Raw genomic sequence first — 15,857 nt, 5'->3', positions numbered from 1 at the left:
GGCGGCTGCCGGCAGCAGCCGCCGGGCCGTCCCGGCCGCAAGCGACAAGGCGACGGAACCGGCAGCCACGGCGAGGGACAACGGCAGGCTCGCGGCCGCCGTCGTCATGACCGCCGTGCTGCCGGCCGCAGCGAGCCCGGTCAGCGGATGAAGGCGCATGCGGGAGTCAGGACCCCTGCCGGGCTGCTGCCTTCTCCTCCACGGGGGCGTTTCCTGCCAGGACCCGGTGCCGGCGGACGAAGGGGAACTGGAGGCGGGCACGGCGTGGCAGCGCGTACACCAGCACGGCCACCACCGTGAAGACGATGGCCTTGTCCATGGGGTCGGAAATCAGGGCCTGCTTGGTGATGGCGGCGAGGAGGGAGTCGCCCATGGACCGGAAGGCGCTGACAATCGCGCCGGTGGCCACGCCGGAGGTACCGCCGAAGACGAACGCAGCAACGGGCGCCGACACCACGCCGCCAATGATGCCCGTCACGAAACCGGCCACGGGGGCCAGGTAGAAGCGGCGGAACAGGCCGTAGCGGGCAGCCAGGCCGGCAAGGCAGCCGATCAGGGCGGCACCGGCGGCGAACGGAAGAACGGTGGGGTTGAAAAAGGACCAGACGATGCTGCTGAGCGCGCCCGTGGCCGCACCTGCCGCCGGCCCTGCCAGCACGGCGATCAGCACCGTGCCGATGGCGTCCAGATAGAACGGGACCAGGGTACTGCCGACGAATTGGCCCAGCACGATGTTCAGGACCAGGGCCACCGGAATCAGCACCACCGTGGACGTCGGAAGGGTGGGCAGCACGGCGACGATCAGCAGGACTGCACCAACCAGGAAGCCGGAGAGGGCGATGAGGGCTGAGGCGCTGCCGGGGCCGCCGGTGATGTCGGCAGGCTGGTTGAGGACCAGGTAGACGTACGTCCCGGCGATGGCCAGGGCACCGAGGATTTCCATCAGCCGGCGCCTGCGGGCGGCAGCCGGGGACGGGGACGGCAGCGTCAGGGAGGAAGATGACATGGGGATTTCCTTCGGGGTGCGGGCACGGGGGCCCGGTCATTCCCGGGCCGCGTGGAGCGCCGCCTATGTCACCTCGGCAGCAGCGACCGGATTCTGCGCCGGCCGGCCGCCCACCATTCTACCGGGCGGCGGTGCCTGCGGACGTGTGCCATAGACTGCCCCGTATGCCCCACTATGACCTCGCCATTATCGGCTCCGGTTCCGGCAATTCGCTGATCACCCCGTTCTGGGACGGCAAACGCGTGGCACTGATCGATGGGGGCGTATTTGGCGGAACCTGCCTGAATGTGGGCTGCATTCCCACCAAGATGTTTGTCTACCCGTCGGGCCTGGCAGGTGTACCGCGGGAGGCGGCGGGGCTCGGCGTGGACCTGGGCCTGGACAAGGTGCACTGGAGCGGGATCCGGGACCGGATCTTCGGCCGGGTCGATGCGGTCTCCGAGGACGGCCGGCGGTACCGGGCCGAGGAACTCGACCACGTGGACCTGTACGAGGAGCACGTCCGGTTCACCGGGACCCGGTCACTGAGAACCGGTGCCGGCGTGGAGATCACCGCCGGCCAGGTGGTGGTGGCCGCGGGTTCCCGTCCCGTCCTCCCGGATGTACCGGGTATCGACCTGCCCCAGGTGCACACGTCGGATACCGTGATGCGGATCGACGGGCTGCCGGGCCGGGTGGTGGTTGTGGGCGGCGGCTACATCGCCGCGGAGTTCGCCGCCATCTTTGCCGGTTTCGGTTCGCAAGTGACCCAGGTGAACCGCTCGGACCGCCTGCTGCGCGGACACGACCAGGAGATTTCCCGGCGGTTTGCCGCCGCCGCGGCGTCGCGCTGGACGCTGGAGCTGGGCTACGCGCTGCAGTCCGTGGAGGACAGCGGCGGCGCAGCCACCGCTGTGTTCAAGGACGACCGTGGCCGTGTCCTTCGCGTGACGGCCGACATCGTCCTCATGGCCACAGGCAGGAGGCCGAACACGGACCGGCTGGGGGCGGAGGCTGCGTGCTTTGACGTCAATGGCGACGGGACGCTCGCCGTTGACGCGAACCTCCGGGTCCTTTCCGGCGGGCAGCCGTTGCAGGGCGTGTACGCCTTGGGCGACGCCGCCAACCCTTACCAGCTCAAGCACGTGGCCAACCGGGAAGCCCGGGTTGTGGCGCACAACCTTGAGCACCCGGACCGGCTCCGGCCCATGGACTACACCGCCGTGCCGTCCGCCGTCTTCTCCAGCCCCCAGATCGCGTCGGTGGGCTTCACCGAGGATGAAGCCCGTTCCCGGGCCGCGCCGGGCACGGGGATCGCCACCGTGGTGCAGGAGTACGGGAGCACCGCCTACGGCTGGGCCATGGAAGACACCGAAGGAGTGGTGAAACTCATTGCCGACCGCTCCTCAGGACGCCTTCTGGGGGCCCACATCCTGGGGCACGAAGCCTCGAACCTGATCCAGCCGCTGGTCCAGGCGATGCACCTGGGGACGCCGGTACACCAGCTGGCCAGGGGCCCGTACTGGATCCATCCGGCGCTGATGGAAGTTGTCGAAAACGCCCTCCTGGCCCTGGACGTCGATGTGCCCGGGGATGCCCCGCTCTAAGTCCCGCCCACCCGGGCGGCCAGGCGTCCGACGGCGGTGATGAGTTCGCGGAAGGCCTGTTCGGGGTTGTTTCCGGACACGATCCGGGCGTTCGGCGGGACTCCCCACAACCCGCGGAAGTCCGCGACCGTGGTCCCGATCAGCAACGGGGACTCGGTTTCGACGTCGGCGGTGGCCAACCGGGCGGTGTACTCCAGGGTCCCCGCCGCCACACCTGCGGCAAAGAAGTCGTGGACGTGGGCGAGGTAGCCCTGGTCGTACCGCCGGTGGAATTCGAAGTAGAAGCGCAGGGCGTCGGACAAGTGCCGGATCACGGTGTTGTCCGAGGCACTCCGCTGCCCTTCGGGCTGGTCAGGCAGCACCAGCTCGGGAACTGTGGCGCCTGCCGCTTCAGCCAGTTGCCGCAGGTGCTCCAGGCGCATCTCGATGCGTTCGGTGGTGTCCAGGGAGCAAACTACAGGCAGTTTTTCCACGGGGCGCCCGCGGTAGGCGGCGTAGACCTCCTTCGCTGCATGCGGGTCCACGTGGGTGTTCCATTCCGCCGTGGGGGTGGTGTTCCCCTGGTAGTAGAAGCAGCCGCCCATGATCACCACGCCTGCCAGCAGTTCCGGCAGGTTCGGCTCCTTCCGGAGTGCCAGCGCGAAGTTGGTGAGCGGCGCGGTGATCAGCGCGGTCAGCTCCCCGGGCCTGGCCCGGGCGTGCTCGATCCAGAGGTCGACGGCGTGGCGCGGCGACACGGTGCCCGCGGGTTCCGGCAGGACGGCGTACCCGATCCCCTGCGGTCCATGGGTTTCCGGTGTGGTCAGCAGCGGGATGGACAGTGGTTGGCGGGCCCCGATGGCCACTTCCACCCCGGGCCGGCCGCAGAGTTCCAGCAGGGCAAGGGTATTCCTGGCCACATGGTCCGCGTCCACGTTACCGGGGGTTGCGGTGACGGAGACAAATTCCGTGTCCGGCAGGGCTGCCAGGTATACCAGGGCCAGGGCGTCATCGATTCCGGTATCGACATCCAACAGGAATGCAGTCACTTGTGTGCCCGGTTAGTCAAGCCAGGCTAAAACAGTGCGATTTTGGGCGCGGCGGGGAAGATGCCGTCCAGCTCGGCGAGGTCGGCGCCCGTAGGCTGCCAGTCCGCCGCTGCGGCGTTTTGCCGGACCTGCTCAGGCTTCGTGGCGCCTGCGATCACGCTGGCCACCGAAGGCTGCGCCGCCAGCCACGAGAACGCGACGTCGATTTCGGTCAGGCCGCGTTCCTTGGCGAAGAGGCTGAACCTGCCCAGCTGGTCCCAGTCGGCGTCGTGCACCATGTTCGTGCGGGTGTGGCTGAGGCGGGTTCCCTCCGGTGCGTGGCCGGGCGAGTATTTGCCGGTCAGCAGGCCGTTGGCCAGCGGGAAGTACGGCAGGACCCCCAGGCCGAATTCCTCAGCCGCGGGGGTGACCTCGAGTTCGGCGCGCCGGTCCAGGAGGTTGTAGTGGTTCTGGGTGGAGATGAAGCGGGCGCCGCCGAGTTCACGCGCGACGTACTCGGCCTGGGCGATCTGCCAGCCGGCACGGTTTGAGTGGCCGATATACCGGACCTTGCCGCTCGTGACCAGGGTGTCCAATGCAGACAGGGTTTCGTCGATGGGCGTCAGCGGGTCCGGGGTGTGGAACTGGTAGAGGTCGATCCAGTCAGTGCCCAGCCGGCGCAGGGAGGCCTCCGCCGCCTGGATGATGTAGCGGCGCGAGCCGCGGGCGCCGAAGTCCGGGCCGCTGGCGCCCTTCATGTCCATTCCGAATTTGGTGGCCAGCACCACGTCGGCGCGGCGGTTGCCCAGGGCCTTCCCCAGCATCGTTTCGCTAAGGCCGGGTTCGCGTCCGTAGGTGTCCGCCACGTCGAACAGCGTGATGCCGGCGTCGATCGCAGCGGAGACCACAGCGTCCGTGGCTTCCTGGGTTTCGGTGGCGGTGTTGGCGCGGCCCAGGTTGTTGCAGCCAAGGCCCACCGTGGAGACGGTCAGACCTGATTTTCCGACACGGCGGTACGTGGTCATGGGAGTGCTCCTAGAGGCTGAAGCCGGCAGCGGGCTTGGCGGAGTGCTTGAGCTTGAAGTTGTCCGGCTCGTTGTACGGCGCAGCTCCGATGCTGAGTTTGGTGAAGTCGAGGTCCTCGCCGCGGGCGCAGACCTTGATGGCATTAACGGCCTTGTTCACGTCCGGGCACAGGCAGAAGATGTTGAGCTTGAAGTCCGTGAATTCCGAGCGTTCCACGGTGCCGAGTCCACGCCAGGCGAGGTGGCTGATGAGCGCGTCGGTGGCCTTGTCCTTCAGGCGCCGGTCGCGTTCGGTGCCTTCCCTGGTTTTGAGGGCGAACTGTGCCACTACCCAGTGCTGTTCGGCTTCGGGGATCTCGGCGTAGCCGTCCTCAGCGCACTGCGCCGCGAACGCGTCGAGGAGGCTGTCAGCGGCCGCGGGTTCGTCAACGTCCGTCTCTTCGGTCTTGCTCTGGTGCCCCACGGCGCCGAAGTTCATCACGAACTGGCCGTACTCTTCGTCATACCAGGCCTCGCGGAAGAGGAGGGTGCCCTCGTCGTCGCGCTTGTAGACCCTGACAATTCCGCTCATTCACGTCCCTTTGAAAACCATCCGACGTCGGTGCCGTCGAACGGTGCCTGTTCTGCCTTGACGGCCTGGAAAAGCCGGCTGGCCGATTCCTCAAGGGAGGCGGCCAGAGCCGGCGGGTAGTCCATCTCCACCCGGTGTTCGGCGAATTCGTCCTCGTCGTCAATGAAGACTCCGCGGCTTGCCGTGCGCACCACATCGAGGTCCATGTCGATGACGTGGAACTCGGTGACCTTGGGCCGGATCGGATTCCATTCGTGCGCCACAGCGAGGTCGATGTAAATCCGCACCCCGCCCGGGTGCGCGTCGTCGTAGAACGTGGCCACCCAGTCGCCCTCGCGGGGCACCAGGAGGACGGCGTCGGACTTGGTGTAGAACGCGGCGCCCGGGCGGGAGCAGAACTCGTTGGTGCCCTGGAAGATCCACCAGCCGTGCCGGTCCTCACCGAGGTAGCGGCCCGGCACGACCCAGTGGGCTTTGCCGTTCCACTTCCGGTTCCGTGCCACCACCAGCTGGCCCGGTTCCAGCCGTTCGGGGACGCGGGTGGCACGGGGGTCCCCGTCTTCCGGCTCCCCCAGCACGCCCGGGTACTTCAGCTCATCCTCGCCCCTCACAGGATCGGAAGGCTGCCGGTGGTGGGATGCTGCTGCCCCGGCAGGGGACGTGCAAACGGGACCTTGGTCCCCAAAACCTGCGCAACGACGTCGTGCGTAATCTGCTGGGCGGTGAGCCCCACGCGCTCCATTACCTGGCTGCGGGTGCCATGGTCGAGGAACTCGACCGGCAGGCCCACTTCGTTCAGGGCCGTGTCCACACCGGCCGCGCGCATCTCCTGGCGGATGCGTGAGCCCACGCCGCCGGCGCGAACGCCGTCTTCGATGCAGACCACCAGGCGGTGGTGGGAAGCCAGGGCAATGATGGACCGGCGGACCGGGAGGACCCAGCGGGGATCCACCACAGTGGTGCTGATGCCTTGGGCGCCGAGCCGGTTGGAGACGTCGAGCGCGAGTTCGGACATGGCACCCACGCTGACGATCAGGACGTCGTTTTCGGTGGAGCCGGAGGGGCGGCGGGCCAGGACGTCCACGCCGTCGCTGAGGCGTTCCAGGGCTTCGACCTCGGCACCCACGGAGCCTTTGGAGAAGCGGACGACGCTGGGCGCGTCGCTGATGGCGACGGCCTCACGGAGTTCTTCACGCAGCCGGGTCGCGTCGCGGGGTGCGGCCAGATGGAGGCCGGGCACGATCTGGACCATGGCCATGTCCCACATGCCGTGGTGGCTGGCTCCGTCCGGTCCCGTGACACCGGCCCTGTCCAGGACGATGGTCACACCCGCCTTGTGCAGGGCCACGTCCATGAGGAGCTGGTCGAAGGCCCGGTTAAGGAAGGTGGCGTAGACGGCCACGACGGGGTGCAGTCCGCCGAAGGCCAGGCCTGCCGCCGAGGTCAGGGCGTGCTGTTCGGCGATGCCGACGTCGATTACCCGGTCGGGGTGCTTGGCGGCGAACTTGTGCAGCCCGACGGGGATGAGCATGGCGCCGGTGATCCCGACGACATCGTCCCGCTCGTCGGCGATGGCCGCGATCTCGTTGGCGAAGACGGAGGTCCAGGACTGGGCGCCGGCGGTGCCGGTGGGCTCCCCCGTCTCGGGGTCGATGATGCCCACCGCATGGAACTGGTCGGCCTCGTGTGCGCGGGCGGGGGCGTAGCCGTGCCCCTTTTCCGTCATGGCGTGCACGATGACGGGGCCGTTGTAGTTCCTGGCCGTGGCCAGGGCGTGTTCCATGGCCTGGAGGTTGTGTCCGTCCACCGGACCGATGTACTTCATGCCCAGGTCCTCGAACATGCCCTGGGGAGCCCACCAGTCCTTGATGCCCTTCTTCATGGCATGCAGGCTCTTATAGGTGAATTGCCCCACGGGGCCGCCGTTCTGGAGCTTCTTCTTCCACCAGTCCAGTGCGACCTCGTACGCCGGAGCCGCCCGGAAGGAGTCGATGGTGGGCCGCAGCGACGCGAGGTAGTCCGCGAATCCGCCCACGGTGGGGGCGTAGGAGCGGCCGTTGTCGTTGACCACGATGACGACGCGCCGCTTCTTGTCCGCGGCGATGTTGTTGATGGCTTCCCAGGCCATGCCGCCGGTGAGGGCGCCGTCACCCACGACGGCGACGACGTGCCGGTCGCTTTCGCCCGTCAGCTGGCGGGCGCGGGAGATGCCGTCGGCCCAGGACAGCGAGGAGGACGCGTGCGAGCTTTCGACGATGTCATGTTCGGACTCCCCGCGGGACGGGTAGCCGGAGAGGCCGCCTTCCTGCCGGAGGGTGCTGAAGTCCTGCCGTCCGGTGAGGAGCTTGTGGACGTAGGACTGGTGGCCGGTGTCGAAGACAATGCTGTCACGCGGTGATTCGAAGATGCGGTGCACGGCGAGGGTCAGCTCCACCACGCCAAGGTTCGGCCCGAGGTGCCCGCCCGTCTGGGAGACGTTGGTGATCAGGAAGTCCCTGATCTCCGAAGCCAGCTGCGAAAGCTGCTCTTCGGTCAGGTTGTTCAGGTCCTGCGGATTCCGGATGGTGTCCAAGATTCCCACTGACCCCTCCTTCAGGTGGTAGACGTGCCGTTTAACTCTAACGCTTCGGTTCCAAGGACCCGACCGCAGCGCCGGGGCCCTGCACAGCCGAAGCCCCTGCACAGCCGAAGCCCCTGCACAGCCGAAGCCCCGGCTGGTCGGTGACCGGCCGGGGCTTCGTGTTGGTGCTGCCTGCTGGCAGTCGCCGCTAGTTAGCGGAGATCTGGCGCAGCACGTACTGCAGGATGCCGCCGTTGCGGTAGTAGTCGGCTTCACCCGGGGTATCGATCCGCAGCGTGGCGTCGAAGGACTTCGAGGAGCCGTCTTCAGCGGTGGCCGTGACCTTGAGGGTCTTCGGGGTGGTGCCCTCGTTCAGGGCGGTGACGCCCTCCACCGAGAAGGTTTCCGTGCCCGTCAGGCCCAGGGTCGCGGCGGATTCGCCGGCCGGGAACTGCAGGGGAAGGACACCCATGCCGATCAGGTTGGAGCGGTGGATACGCTCGTAGCTTTCGGCGATGACGGCCTTGACGCCCAGCAGGGCGGTGCCCTTGGCTGCCCAGTCACGGGATGATCCGGAACCGTATTCCTTGCCTGCCAGGACCACGAGCGGGGTGCCGGCTGCCTGGTAGTTCTGGGCCGCGTCGTAGACGTAGGCCTGCGGGCCGCCTTCCTGGGTGAAGTCGCGGGTGAAGCCACCTTCGACGCCGTCCAGGATCTGGTTCTTGATGCGGATGTTCGCGAACGTTCCGCGGATCATCACCTCGTGGTTGCCACGGCGGGAACCGTAGGAGTTGAAGTCCTTCCGCTCCACGCCGTTGGCCAGCAGGTACTGGCCGGCGGGGGTGTCGGACTTGAACGAACCGGCCGGGGAGATGTGGTCGGTGGTGACCGAGTCGCCCAGCTTCAGCAGGACGCGGGCGCCGGTGATGTCCTTGACCGGCTCCGGCTGCGCCTGCATGCCCTCGAAGTACGGGGGCTTACGGACGTACGTGGAGTTCGGATCCCAGGCGAAGGTGTCACCGGCGGGAGTGTCGAGTGCCTGCCAGCGCTCGTCGCCGTCGAAGACGCCTTCGTAGCCCTTGGCGAACATGTCCTTGTCGATCGAGGAGTCGATGACCTGCTGGACCTCGACCGGGTTCGGCCAGATGTCCTTCAGGAAGACGTCGTTGCCGGCCTCGTCCTTGCCCAGGGCGTCGGTTTCGAAATCGAAGTCCATGGAACCGGCCAGGGCGTAGGCGATGACCAGCGGCGGGGAGGCCAGGTAGTTCATCTTGACGTCCGGGTTGATGCGGCCCTCGAAGTTGCGGTTACCGGACAGGACGGCGGTCACGGCAAGGTCGTTGGCCTGGATGGCCTCGGAGATCTCGGTTTCCAGCGGGCCCGAGTTGCCGATGCAGGTGGCGCAGCCGTAGCCCACGATGTAGAAGCCGAGCTTCTCCAGGTAGGGGGTCAGGCCGGACTTCTCGTAGTAGTCCGTGACGACCTTGGAGCCGGGGGCGACGGAGGTCTTGACCCATGGCTTGGCGGTCAGGCCCTTTTCGACGGCGTTGCGTGCCAGCACGGCGGCAGCGAGCATGACCGAGGGGTTGGACGTGTTGGTGCAGGACGTGATGGACGCGATGGTGACCGCGCCGTGGTCCAGCTCGAACTCGCGGCCGTCGGCCATCTTCACGGGAACCGGGCTGGAGATGCGCCCGGCAGAGCCGTGGCCGGCGGAGAACTTCGGCGGTTCGCGGTCCGTGTCGGAGACGTGGGTTGCACCGGTGGTGAAGGACGGGGCGTCGGAGGCCGGGAACGTCTCTTCGAGCGACTCATCCAGCGTGCCGGCGTTGGCGTCGTGGGAGACGTAGTTCTTGAGGTCGTGGCGGAACTCGTCCTTGGCCTCGGTCAGTTCGATGCGGTCCTGCGGGCGCTTCGGGCCTGCAATGGACGGAACAACCGTGGACAGGTCCAGTTCCAGGTACTCGGAGAACTTGATGTCGCGGGAGGGGTCGTGCCAGAGGCCCTGTTCCTTGGAGTAGGCCTCGACGAGGGCAACGTTCTGCTCGGAGCGGCCGGTGAGGCGCAGGTAGTCCAGCGTGACGTCGTCGATCGGGAACATGGCAGCCGTGGAACCGAATTCCGGGCTCATGTTGCCGATGGTGGCGCGGTTGGCCAGCGGCACCTCGGCCACGCCTTCGCCGTAGAACTCGACGAACTTGCCCACAACACCGTGCTTGCGCAGCATTTCGGTGATGGTCAGCACGACGTCGGTGGCGGTGGCACCGGCGGGGATGCTGCCACTGAGCTTGAAGCCGACGACGCGCGGGATCAGCATGGAGACAGGCTGGCCGAGCATGGCAGCCTCGGCCTCGATGCCGCCCACGCCCCAGCCGAGCACACCCAGGCCGTTGACCATGGTGGTGTGGGAGTCGGTGCCCACGCAGGTGTCCGGGTAGGCACGCAGGACGCCGCCAACTTCACGGGTCATGACGGTGCGGGCCAGGTATTCGATGTTGACCTGGTGCACGATGCCGGTTCCCGGCGGGACCACCTTGAAGTCGTCGAACGCGGTCTGGCCCCAGCGCAGGAACTGGTAGCGCTCACCGTTGCGCTGGTATTCGATCTCCATGTTGCGCTCCAGCGCGCCGGAGTTACCGAATGCATCGATCTGGACCGAGTGGTCGATGACCATCTCGGCCGGTGCCAGCGGGTTGACGCGCTTGGGGTCGCCACCCAGTTCCTTGACGGCTTCACGCATCGTAGCCAGGTCAACCACGCAGGGAACGCCAGTGAAGTCCTGCATGATCACGCGTGCAGGCGTGAACTGGATTTCTGTATCAGGCTGGGCGTTGGGGTCCCAGCCGGCCAAGGCGCGGACGTGATCGGCAGTGATGTTCGCGCCGTCCTCGGTCCTCAGCAGGTTTTCAAGCAATACCTTGAGGCTGAACGGAAGGTTTTCTGCACCTTCAACGGAGTTCAACCGGAAAATTTCATACTCGGTTCCGGCTACATTAAGTTTGCCTTTTGAACCGAAGCTGTCCACAGTGCTCATCGCAGGACTCCTCTCGCAACAGTTTCATCTTTGTCGCGCGGTTGACCGCCTGCTAGTTAGGACGCCCTAATTAGTTTCGGGCCCGAAAATTGCACACGGCCGGCCGAGGATACGGGGCGCGACGTGGGACTACTCAGCCCCATAGTAGTGGAGTCAGGGACGCGGAGTAAGTAGCGCCACCGTCTCCAGATGGTGCGTGTGCGGGTAGAGGTCGAACGCACGGATCGCTGCCAGGTCCCAGCCCGAACCCCGGAAGTAGCCCACGTCACGTGCGAACGACGCCGGATCGCAGGACACGTACGCGATGGCACGGGGCTGTGCAGCCACCAGTTGGTTGACCACGGCTTTGCCGGCGCCCGCCCTGGGTGGGTCGAGGATGAGGGCGTCGAAATTCCGCGGTTTCTGGCGCAATACCCGTTCAACCCTGCCCTGGACGATCTCCACCTGCGGCGCCGCACGCAGGTTCTTGCGGGCGTCCCTGCTGGTCCCGGGGGCGCCCTCGACGGACAGGACGGAGCCGGTCTCCCCCACCGCGTCGGCGAGCACCGCCGTAAAAAGTCCGGCTCCCGCGTAGAGGTCCGCCACCACGGCACCGGGGTGCAGGAAGCCGCCGCCGTTGAGGAATTCTGTGACAGCCCCCACAAGTGTTTCGGGCGCGTCGCGGTGGATCTGCCAGAAGCCTGCGCCGGTTACCCGGTAGTCGTGGCCGGCCGCGGATTCGGACACCCACAGGCGGCCGCGGAGCTGTCGGACCTCTTCGGTGGCGGGGTCGAAGGCGGCGACGGAGACGTCGTCGGGGAGCTGGCCGGCGATTGCTGCCAGCCGTTTGGGTTTGGTTCCCGCCGCCGGGGCGAGCAGCACCAGCGGGCGGGATCCGTTGGCGGGAGCGGCGACCTCCACCCGGTCCACGCCCTGGAGGTCGAGGTCCCACAGCCGCAGGCCGTTAATGGCGTCCGTGGCCAGTGGCATTTCCCGGACCGGGACGATGTGCGCGGACCGGTGGGCGTGCATGCCCAGCTTCCCGGCGGGGGTGACGGAAAAGCTGGCGCGCGTGCGCCACCCAAGGCCGGCGCCGCCGTCGGACGCTGCTCCCCCGGCGGCGTCTGCAGCGTCACGGCCCACCGCCTCAACGGTGGGTGAATGCCCGACGCCGGCGAGCCGGCGGAGCTGTTCGGCCAGCACCTCGGTTTTGAGGCTCCGCTGGCGCTCCAGGCTGATGTGCCCGAACTCTGCCCCGCCCACGGGCGGCTGGCCGCCGGCCCAGGCGCGCAGCGAGTCGGCCGGCCGCCAGAAGTGCTCCACGCGGTCCGGCGACGCTTCAAGGACCTCGATGACGTCGGCCCGCCAGAACCTGGCTGTGTCCTCTGCATCCGTCAGCCGGACACGGACCTTTTCACCGGGAATGCCGTGCCGGACGAAGATGACGCGCCCTTCATGCCGGGCCACACAGTGCCCGCCATGCGCCACAGGCCCGACGTCGAGGACGGCTTCTTCGCCTGCATGTCCGGCGTCCTGGGCGGGAGCGGGGGTGGTGGAGGTTCTGGCGTTCATTGGACGTCCTGGAGGTACTTTGCTTCTTCGGATGATTTGAGCTGCCAGGGAACGCTGGCCACCATGACCCCCGGCTCGAAGTGCAGCCGGGTCTTGATGCGCAGTGCGGTCTGGTTGTGCACCAGCTGCTCCCACCACTTGCCCACGACATATTCGGGGATGTACACCACGATAAGGTCCCGCGGGGAATCGAGCCGCATCTGCTTGATGTACTCCATGATCGGGGTGACAGTCTCGCGGTAGGGGCTTGCCAGGACTGTGAGGGGCACCGGAATCTCCAGCTTGTCCCAGTCCGCCACGGTCTGCGCCGTTTCCTCCGCGTCGATGTCCACGGTGATGGCATCCAGCCGGGACGGCCGGGAGGCGCGTGCATACGCAAGGGCACGCAGGACGGGCTTGCGGACATGGGATACCAGCAGCACGGCGTGCACCCGGGTGGGCAGGGCACGCGGCGACGAGTCCTCGTCCACGGCAAGTTCCTTGGCCACATTGTCGTAGTGCGCGCGGATGCTCCACATGATCAGGAACAGGATGAACATGGCCAGCAGCGCGATCCACGCGCCCTGCTCGAACTTGGTGATCAGCACGATCACCAGGACCAGCGCAGTCATGCCGAAACCGATGCTGTTGATGGTCCGGGATTTGAGGATGCGCCGCCGCACGGTCTTGTCCTTCGCAAGCTTCAGCTCGCGGCCCCAGTGCCGGATCATGCCCAGCTGGCTGGCGGTGAAGGAGATGAAGACGCCGACAATGTACAGCTGGATGAGCTTGGTCACATCGGCGTTGAAGGAGATGATCAGCACCAGTGCGCCCGCGGCGAGGGCCAGGACTCCGTTGCTGAAGGCGAGCCGGTCGCCACGGGTGCGGAGCTGGCGGGGCAGGTAGCCGTCCTGCGCGAGGATCGAGCCGAGGACGGGGAAGCCGTTGAACGCCGTGTTGGCCGCGAAAACGAGGATGACGCCGGTGGCGGCCACCACGATGTAGAACGGGATGGACCCGGGGCCGAAGATGGTCTGCGCGATCTGGCTGATGGCGGGGTTCTGGATGTACCCCTCGGGCAGCGGTTTGCCGTTCACGAGGAATTCCGTAGCCGGGTCCAGGACGATGTGGACTTTGGTGGCCTGGGCCAGGAACATGATTCCGGCCAGCATGGAAGCGCCGATGAGTCCCAGGAGCAGCAGGGTGGTGGCGGCGTTCTTGCTCTTAGGCGGGCGGAAGTTGGGCACGCCGTTGCTGATCGCTTCCACACCGGTCAGCGCCGCGGCGCCCGAGGAGAAAGCCCGCAGCAGCAGGAAAGCTCCGGCCAGGCCCACCAGGCCTTCATCGAAGCCCTGCGCCGGGACGATGGTGAAGTTGGCCGACGGCGCCTCGCCCAGCTGCCCGGTTGCGGCCTGGAACATGCCAACCGCGGTCATGCCCAGGATGGAGGCCATGAAGATGTAGGTGGGAATGGCGAACAAGGCGCCGGCTTCCTTGATGCCGCGCAGGTTCACCAGGGCGAGGATGACGACGCCGATGGTCGCGATGGCGGCCTGCTGGCCGTGCAGTGACGGGACCGCCGTCGTCAGGTAGGCTGCCGCGGACGAAATGGACACAGCGACGGTGAGGACGTAGTCAACCAGGAGGGCCGAGGCGACCGTGAGTCCGGCGTACTTGCCCAGGTTCTCGCCGGCGATCTCGTAGTCGCCGCCGCCGGAGGGATAGGCGTGCACGTTCTGCCGGTACGACGCCACCACTGTCAGCAGGACCACCATGACGGCCAGGCCCACCCACGGGGAAAAGGCCACGGCGCTGACTCCGGCCAGGGCCAGGGTGAGCAGGATTTCATCCGGAGCGTAGGCAACGGAGGACAGCGCGTCGGATGCGAAAACCGGAAGTGCGATCTTCTTCGGAAGCAGGGTGTGGGCCATTCGGTCGTTCCGGAACGGCCTGCCCACCAGCACGCGTTTGACCGCGTTGAATATTGTCAGCACTCCACAAAGCTAGTCTGATTCCCGGATCATGTCATGACGGCTGCCTGGCCGCCGGAACCGGGGACGCTGGCGGTAGAGTTCTAGCTGCACAACCTGCACAGGCATACGGAGGAGATACGGTGGCGCATTTCGTGATCATGGGATGTGGCCGGGTGGGGGCGACGCTGGCGCACACGCTGGAGGACGCCGGGCATTCCGTGGCCATCATCGACCAGGACGACCGCGCATTCCGCCGGCTCCGCCAGGGGTTCACGGGCCGCAAGGTGACCGGTGTCGGATTCGACCGGGACACCCTTCAGCAGGCCGGCGTCACCGAGGCTTACGCGTTTGCCGCGGTTTCCAGCGGCGACAATTCGAACATCCTTGCCACCCGGGTGGCCCGCGAAACGTTCCATGTCCCGCACGTGGTGGCCCGCATCTACGACCCCGGCCGGGCTGAGATCTACCAGCGGCTGGGCATTCCCACCGTCGCCGCGGTGCGCTGGAGCGCCGATCAGGTGCTGCGGCGCATCCTGCCCGAGCAGCACCTCGCCGGTGATTTCCGGGAACCGTCGGGCCGGCTCGTCCTTGCCGAACTTGACCTTGACGCCGGCTGGATCGGGCACCGGATCAGCAGCATCGAGAAGGCCGCTGCCGTCAGGGTCGCCTACCTGACGCGCTTCGGTGAGGGGCTGCTGCCCGAAGCGGGGACCGCCTACCAGGACGGTGACACCGTGCACGCCATGCTGCAGGTTGACCGCAGTTCCCAGGTCGCCCAGATCCTGGCCAAAGCCCCTGCCAAGGAGTTGCAGTGAAAGTCGTTATCGTCGGCGCAGGCAGCGTCGGATCCTCCATTGCCAGGGAACTGCTGGCGCACAAGCACGAGATCCTGCTGATCGACCTCAAACCCGAGGTGATCGGCCGGAGCGGCCTGCGCGGCGCGCACTGGCTGGTCGGTGACGCCTGCGAGTTGAGCACGCTCCAGGGCGCCAAGGTGGAGGAAGCCGATGTGGTGGTGTCCGCCACGGGTGACGACAAGGTCAACCTGGTGGTGTCCCTGCTGGCGAAGACGGAGTTCGGCGTGGGCCGCACCGTCGGCCGCGTCAACAATCCGAAGAACGACTGGATGTTCAACGATTCCTGGGGTGTGGACGTCGCCGTCAACACCCCGCAGCTCATGACGGCGCTCGTGGAGGAGGCGGTGGAGATCGGCGACCTTGTCCGGCTCCTCACCCTGCAGACGGGGGTGTCCTCGCTCGTGGAGTTCACGGTTCCGCACGATTCGCACGTGATCGGCCAGACTGTTGGGCAGATCCGCTGGCCGGAGGATTCGACGCTGGTGGCAATCCTCCGTGACCATGCCCCGATTACCCCGAGCCGCGACGATGTGATCGACGGCGGCGACGAACTTTTCTTCGTGACCACCATTGCCGCGGAGGACAGCCTGCGCGCCCTGCTGTCGCCGGATGCAGCGGAAGCCGCGGCCGGCCCGGACCGCGACGGTGCAGTACCGGCCGCTGCCGGCCGGATGGAGCAGGTGGAGGACGACGGCTTCGACGGCTAGG

The 15,857-nt window shown here is 67.0% G+C and carries 12 protein-coding genes; 3 read left to right on the top strand and 9 right to left on the bottom strand.

Going from position 1 to position 15,857, the window contains the following annotated elements; all coding sequences use genetic code 11:
• Window positions 1-166 precede the first annotated feature (166 nt).
• Entirely contained in the window at window positions 167-1,006 is an 840-nt protein-coding gene (locus tag ACYQ1Z_RS14630; protein WP_459793272.1) for an ECF transporter S component, read from the bottom strand.
• Between the two features lie 164 nt (window positions 1,007-1,170).
• Here ACYQ1Z_RS14630 and ACYQ1Z_RS14625 point away from each other — a divergent pair, with 164 nt between their 5' ends.
• Complete coding sequence (locus tag ACYQ1Z_RS14625) at window positions 1,171-2,592, top strand: mycothione reductase (protein ID WP_459793271.1); 1,422 nt, start codon at window positions 1,171-1,173, stop codon at window positions 2,590-2,592.
• On the opposite strand, the gene ACYQ1Z_RS14620 is transcribed toward ACYQ1Z_RS14625, so the two are convergent.
• The 8 genes from ACYQ1Z_RS14620 to ACYQ1Z_RS14585 all read right to left on the bottom strand — a co-directional run bounded on the left by ACYQ1Z_RS14620 (window position 2,589) and on the right by ACYQ1Z_RS14585 (window position 14,313).
• Window positions 2,589-3,620 carry a nucleoside hydrolase gene (locus ACYQ1Z_RS14620; RefSeq protein WP_459793270.1) on the bottom strand — a complete coding sequence of 344 codons (1,032 nt, stop codon included), beginning with the start codon at window positions 3,618-3,620 and terminating at the stop codon, window positions 2,589-2,591. The genes ACYQ1Z_RS14625 and ACYQ1Z_RS14620 overlap by 4 nt on opposite strands.
• A gap of 26 nt (window positions 3,621-3,646) precedes the next feature.
• Complete coding sequence (locus tag ACYQ1Z_RS14615; RefSeq protein ID WP_459793269.1) at window positions 3,647-4,624, bottom strand: aldo/keto reductase; 978 nt, start codon at window positions 4,622-4,624, stop codon at window positions 3,647-3,649.
• 10 nt (window positions 4,625-4,634) lie between these two features.
• Window positions 4,635-5,195, bottom strand: coding sequence for a hypothetical protein (locus ACYQ1Z_RS14610; protein ID WP_459793268.1), 561 nt, complete (start codon window positions 5,193-5,195; stop codon window positions 4,635-4,637).
• On the bottom strand, window positions 5,192-5,806 hold the full coding sequence (locus tag ACYQ1Z_RS14605; protein ID WP_459793267.1) for a DUF402 domain-containing protein: 615 nt from the start codon (window positions 5,804-5,806) through the stop codon (window positions 5,192-5,194). Before ACYQ1Z_RS14605 ends, ACYQ1Z_RS14610 begins: the two co-directional genes overlap by 4 nt.
• Window positions 5,803-7,776 (bottom strand): 1-deoxy-D-xylulose-5-phosphate synthase, encoded by a 1,974-nt coding sequence (gene dxs, locus ACYQ1Z_RS14600; protein ID WP_459793266.1) that lies wholly within the window; start codon window positions 7,774-7,776, stop codon window positions 5,803-5,805. The genes ACYQ1Z_RS14605 and dxs overlap by 4 nt, the downstream gene beginning before the upstream one ends.
• A 187-nt stretch (window positions 7,777-7,963) precedes the next feature.
• Window positions 7,964-10,789, bottom strand: coding sequence for an aconitate hydratase (locus ACYQ1Z_RS14595; protein ID WP_459793265.1), 2,826 nt, complete (start codon window positions 10,787-10,789; stop codon window positions 7,964-7,966).
• Between the two features lie 153 nt (window positions 10,790-10,942).
• On the bottom strand, window positions 10,943-12,340 hold the full coding sequence (locus ACYQ1Z_RS14590; protein WP_459793264.1) for a class I SAM-dependent RNA methyltransferase: 1,398 nt from the start codon (window positions 12,338-12,340) through the stop codon (window positions 10,943-10,945).
• Window positions 12,337-14,313 carry an APC family permease gene (locus ACYQ1Z_RS14585; protein WP_459793263.1) on the bottom strand — a complete coding sequence of 659 codons (1,977 nt, stop codon included), beginning with the start codon at window positions 14,311-14,313 and terminating at the stop codon, window positions 12,337-12,339. Before ACYQ1Z_RS14585 ends, ACYQ1Z_RS14590 begins: the two co-directional genes overlap by 4 nt.
• 119 nt (window positions 14,314-14,432) lie before the next feature.
• Between ACYQ1Z_RS14585 and ACYQ1Z_RS14580 the strand changes: the two genes are divergently transcribed.
• Both ACYQ1Z_RS14580 and ACYQ1Z_RS14575 read left to right on the top strand, forming a co-directional pair.
• Entirely contained in the window at window positions 14,433-15,107 is a 675-nt protein-coding gene (locus ACYQ1Z_RS14580) for a potassium channel family protein (protein WP_459793262.1), read from the top strand.
• Window positions 15,104-15,856: a potassium channel family protein gene (locus ACYQ1Z_RS14575; protein WP_459793261.1), complete on the top strand. Its 753-nt coding sequence runs from the start codon at window positions 15,104-15,106 to the stop codon at window positions 15,854-15,856. Before ACYQ1Z_RS14580 ends, ACYQ1Z_RS14575 begins: the two co-directional genes overlap by 4 nt.
• The last annotated feature ends 1 nt before the right edge of the window (window position 15,857 follow it).

This window comes from Arthrobacter sp. AD-310 (genome assembly GCF_054656615.1).
Note: the sequence above shows the minus strand (reverse complement) of the source record. Positions and strands in the feature narration are given on the sequence as shown.

What these genes read in the sequence shown, in the direction of transcription:
- ACYQ1Z_RS14625 (WP_459793271.1), top strand. Translation starts at nt 1,171, where the DNA reads ATGCCCCACTATGACCTCGCCATTATCGGCTCCGGTTCCGGCAATTCG.
- ACYQ1Z_RS14610 (WP_459793268.1), bottom strand. Translation starts at nt 5,195, where the DNA reads ATGAGCGGAATTGTCAGGGTCTACAAGCGCGACGACGAGGGCACCCTC.
- ACYQ1Z_RS14615 (WP_459793269.1), bottom strand. Translation starts at nt 4,624, where the DNA reads ATGACCACGTACCGCCGTGTCGGAAAATCAGGTCTGACCGTCTCCACG.
- ACYQ1Z_RS14590 (WP_459793264.1), bottom strand. Translation starts at nt 12,340, where the DNA reads ATGAACGCCAGAACCTCCACCACCCCCGCTCCCGCCCAGGACGCCGGA.
- ACYQ1Z_RS14595 (WP_459793265.1), bottom strand. Translation starts at nt 10,789, where the DNA reads ATGAGCACTGTGGACAGCTTCGGTTCAAAAGGCAAACTTAATGTAGCC.
- ACYQ1Z_RS14630 (WP_459793272.1), bottom strand. Translation starts at nt 1,006, where the DNA reads ATGTCATCTTCCTCCCTGACGCTGCCGTCCCCGTCCCCGGCTGCCGCC.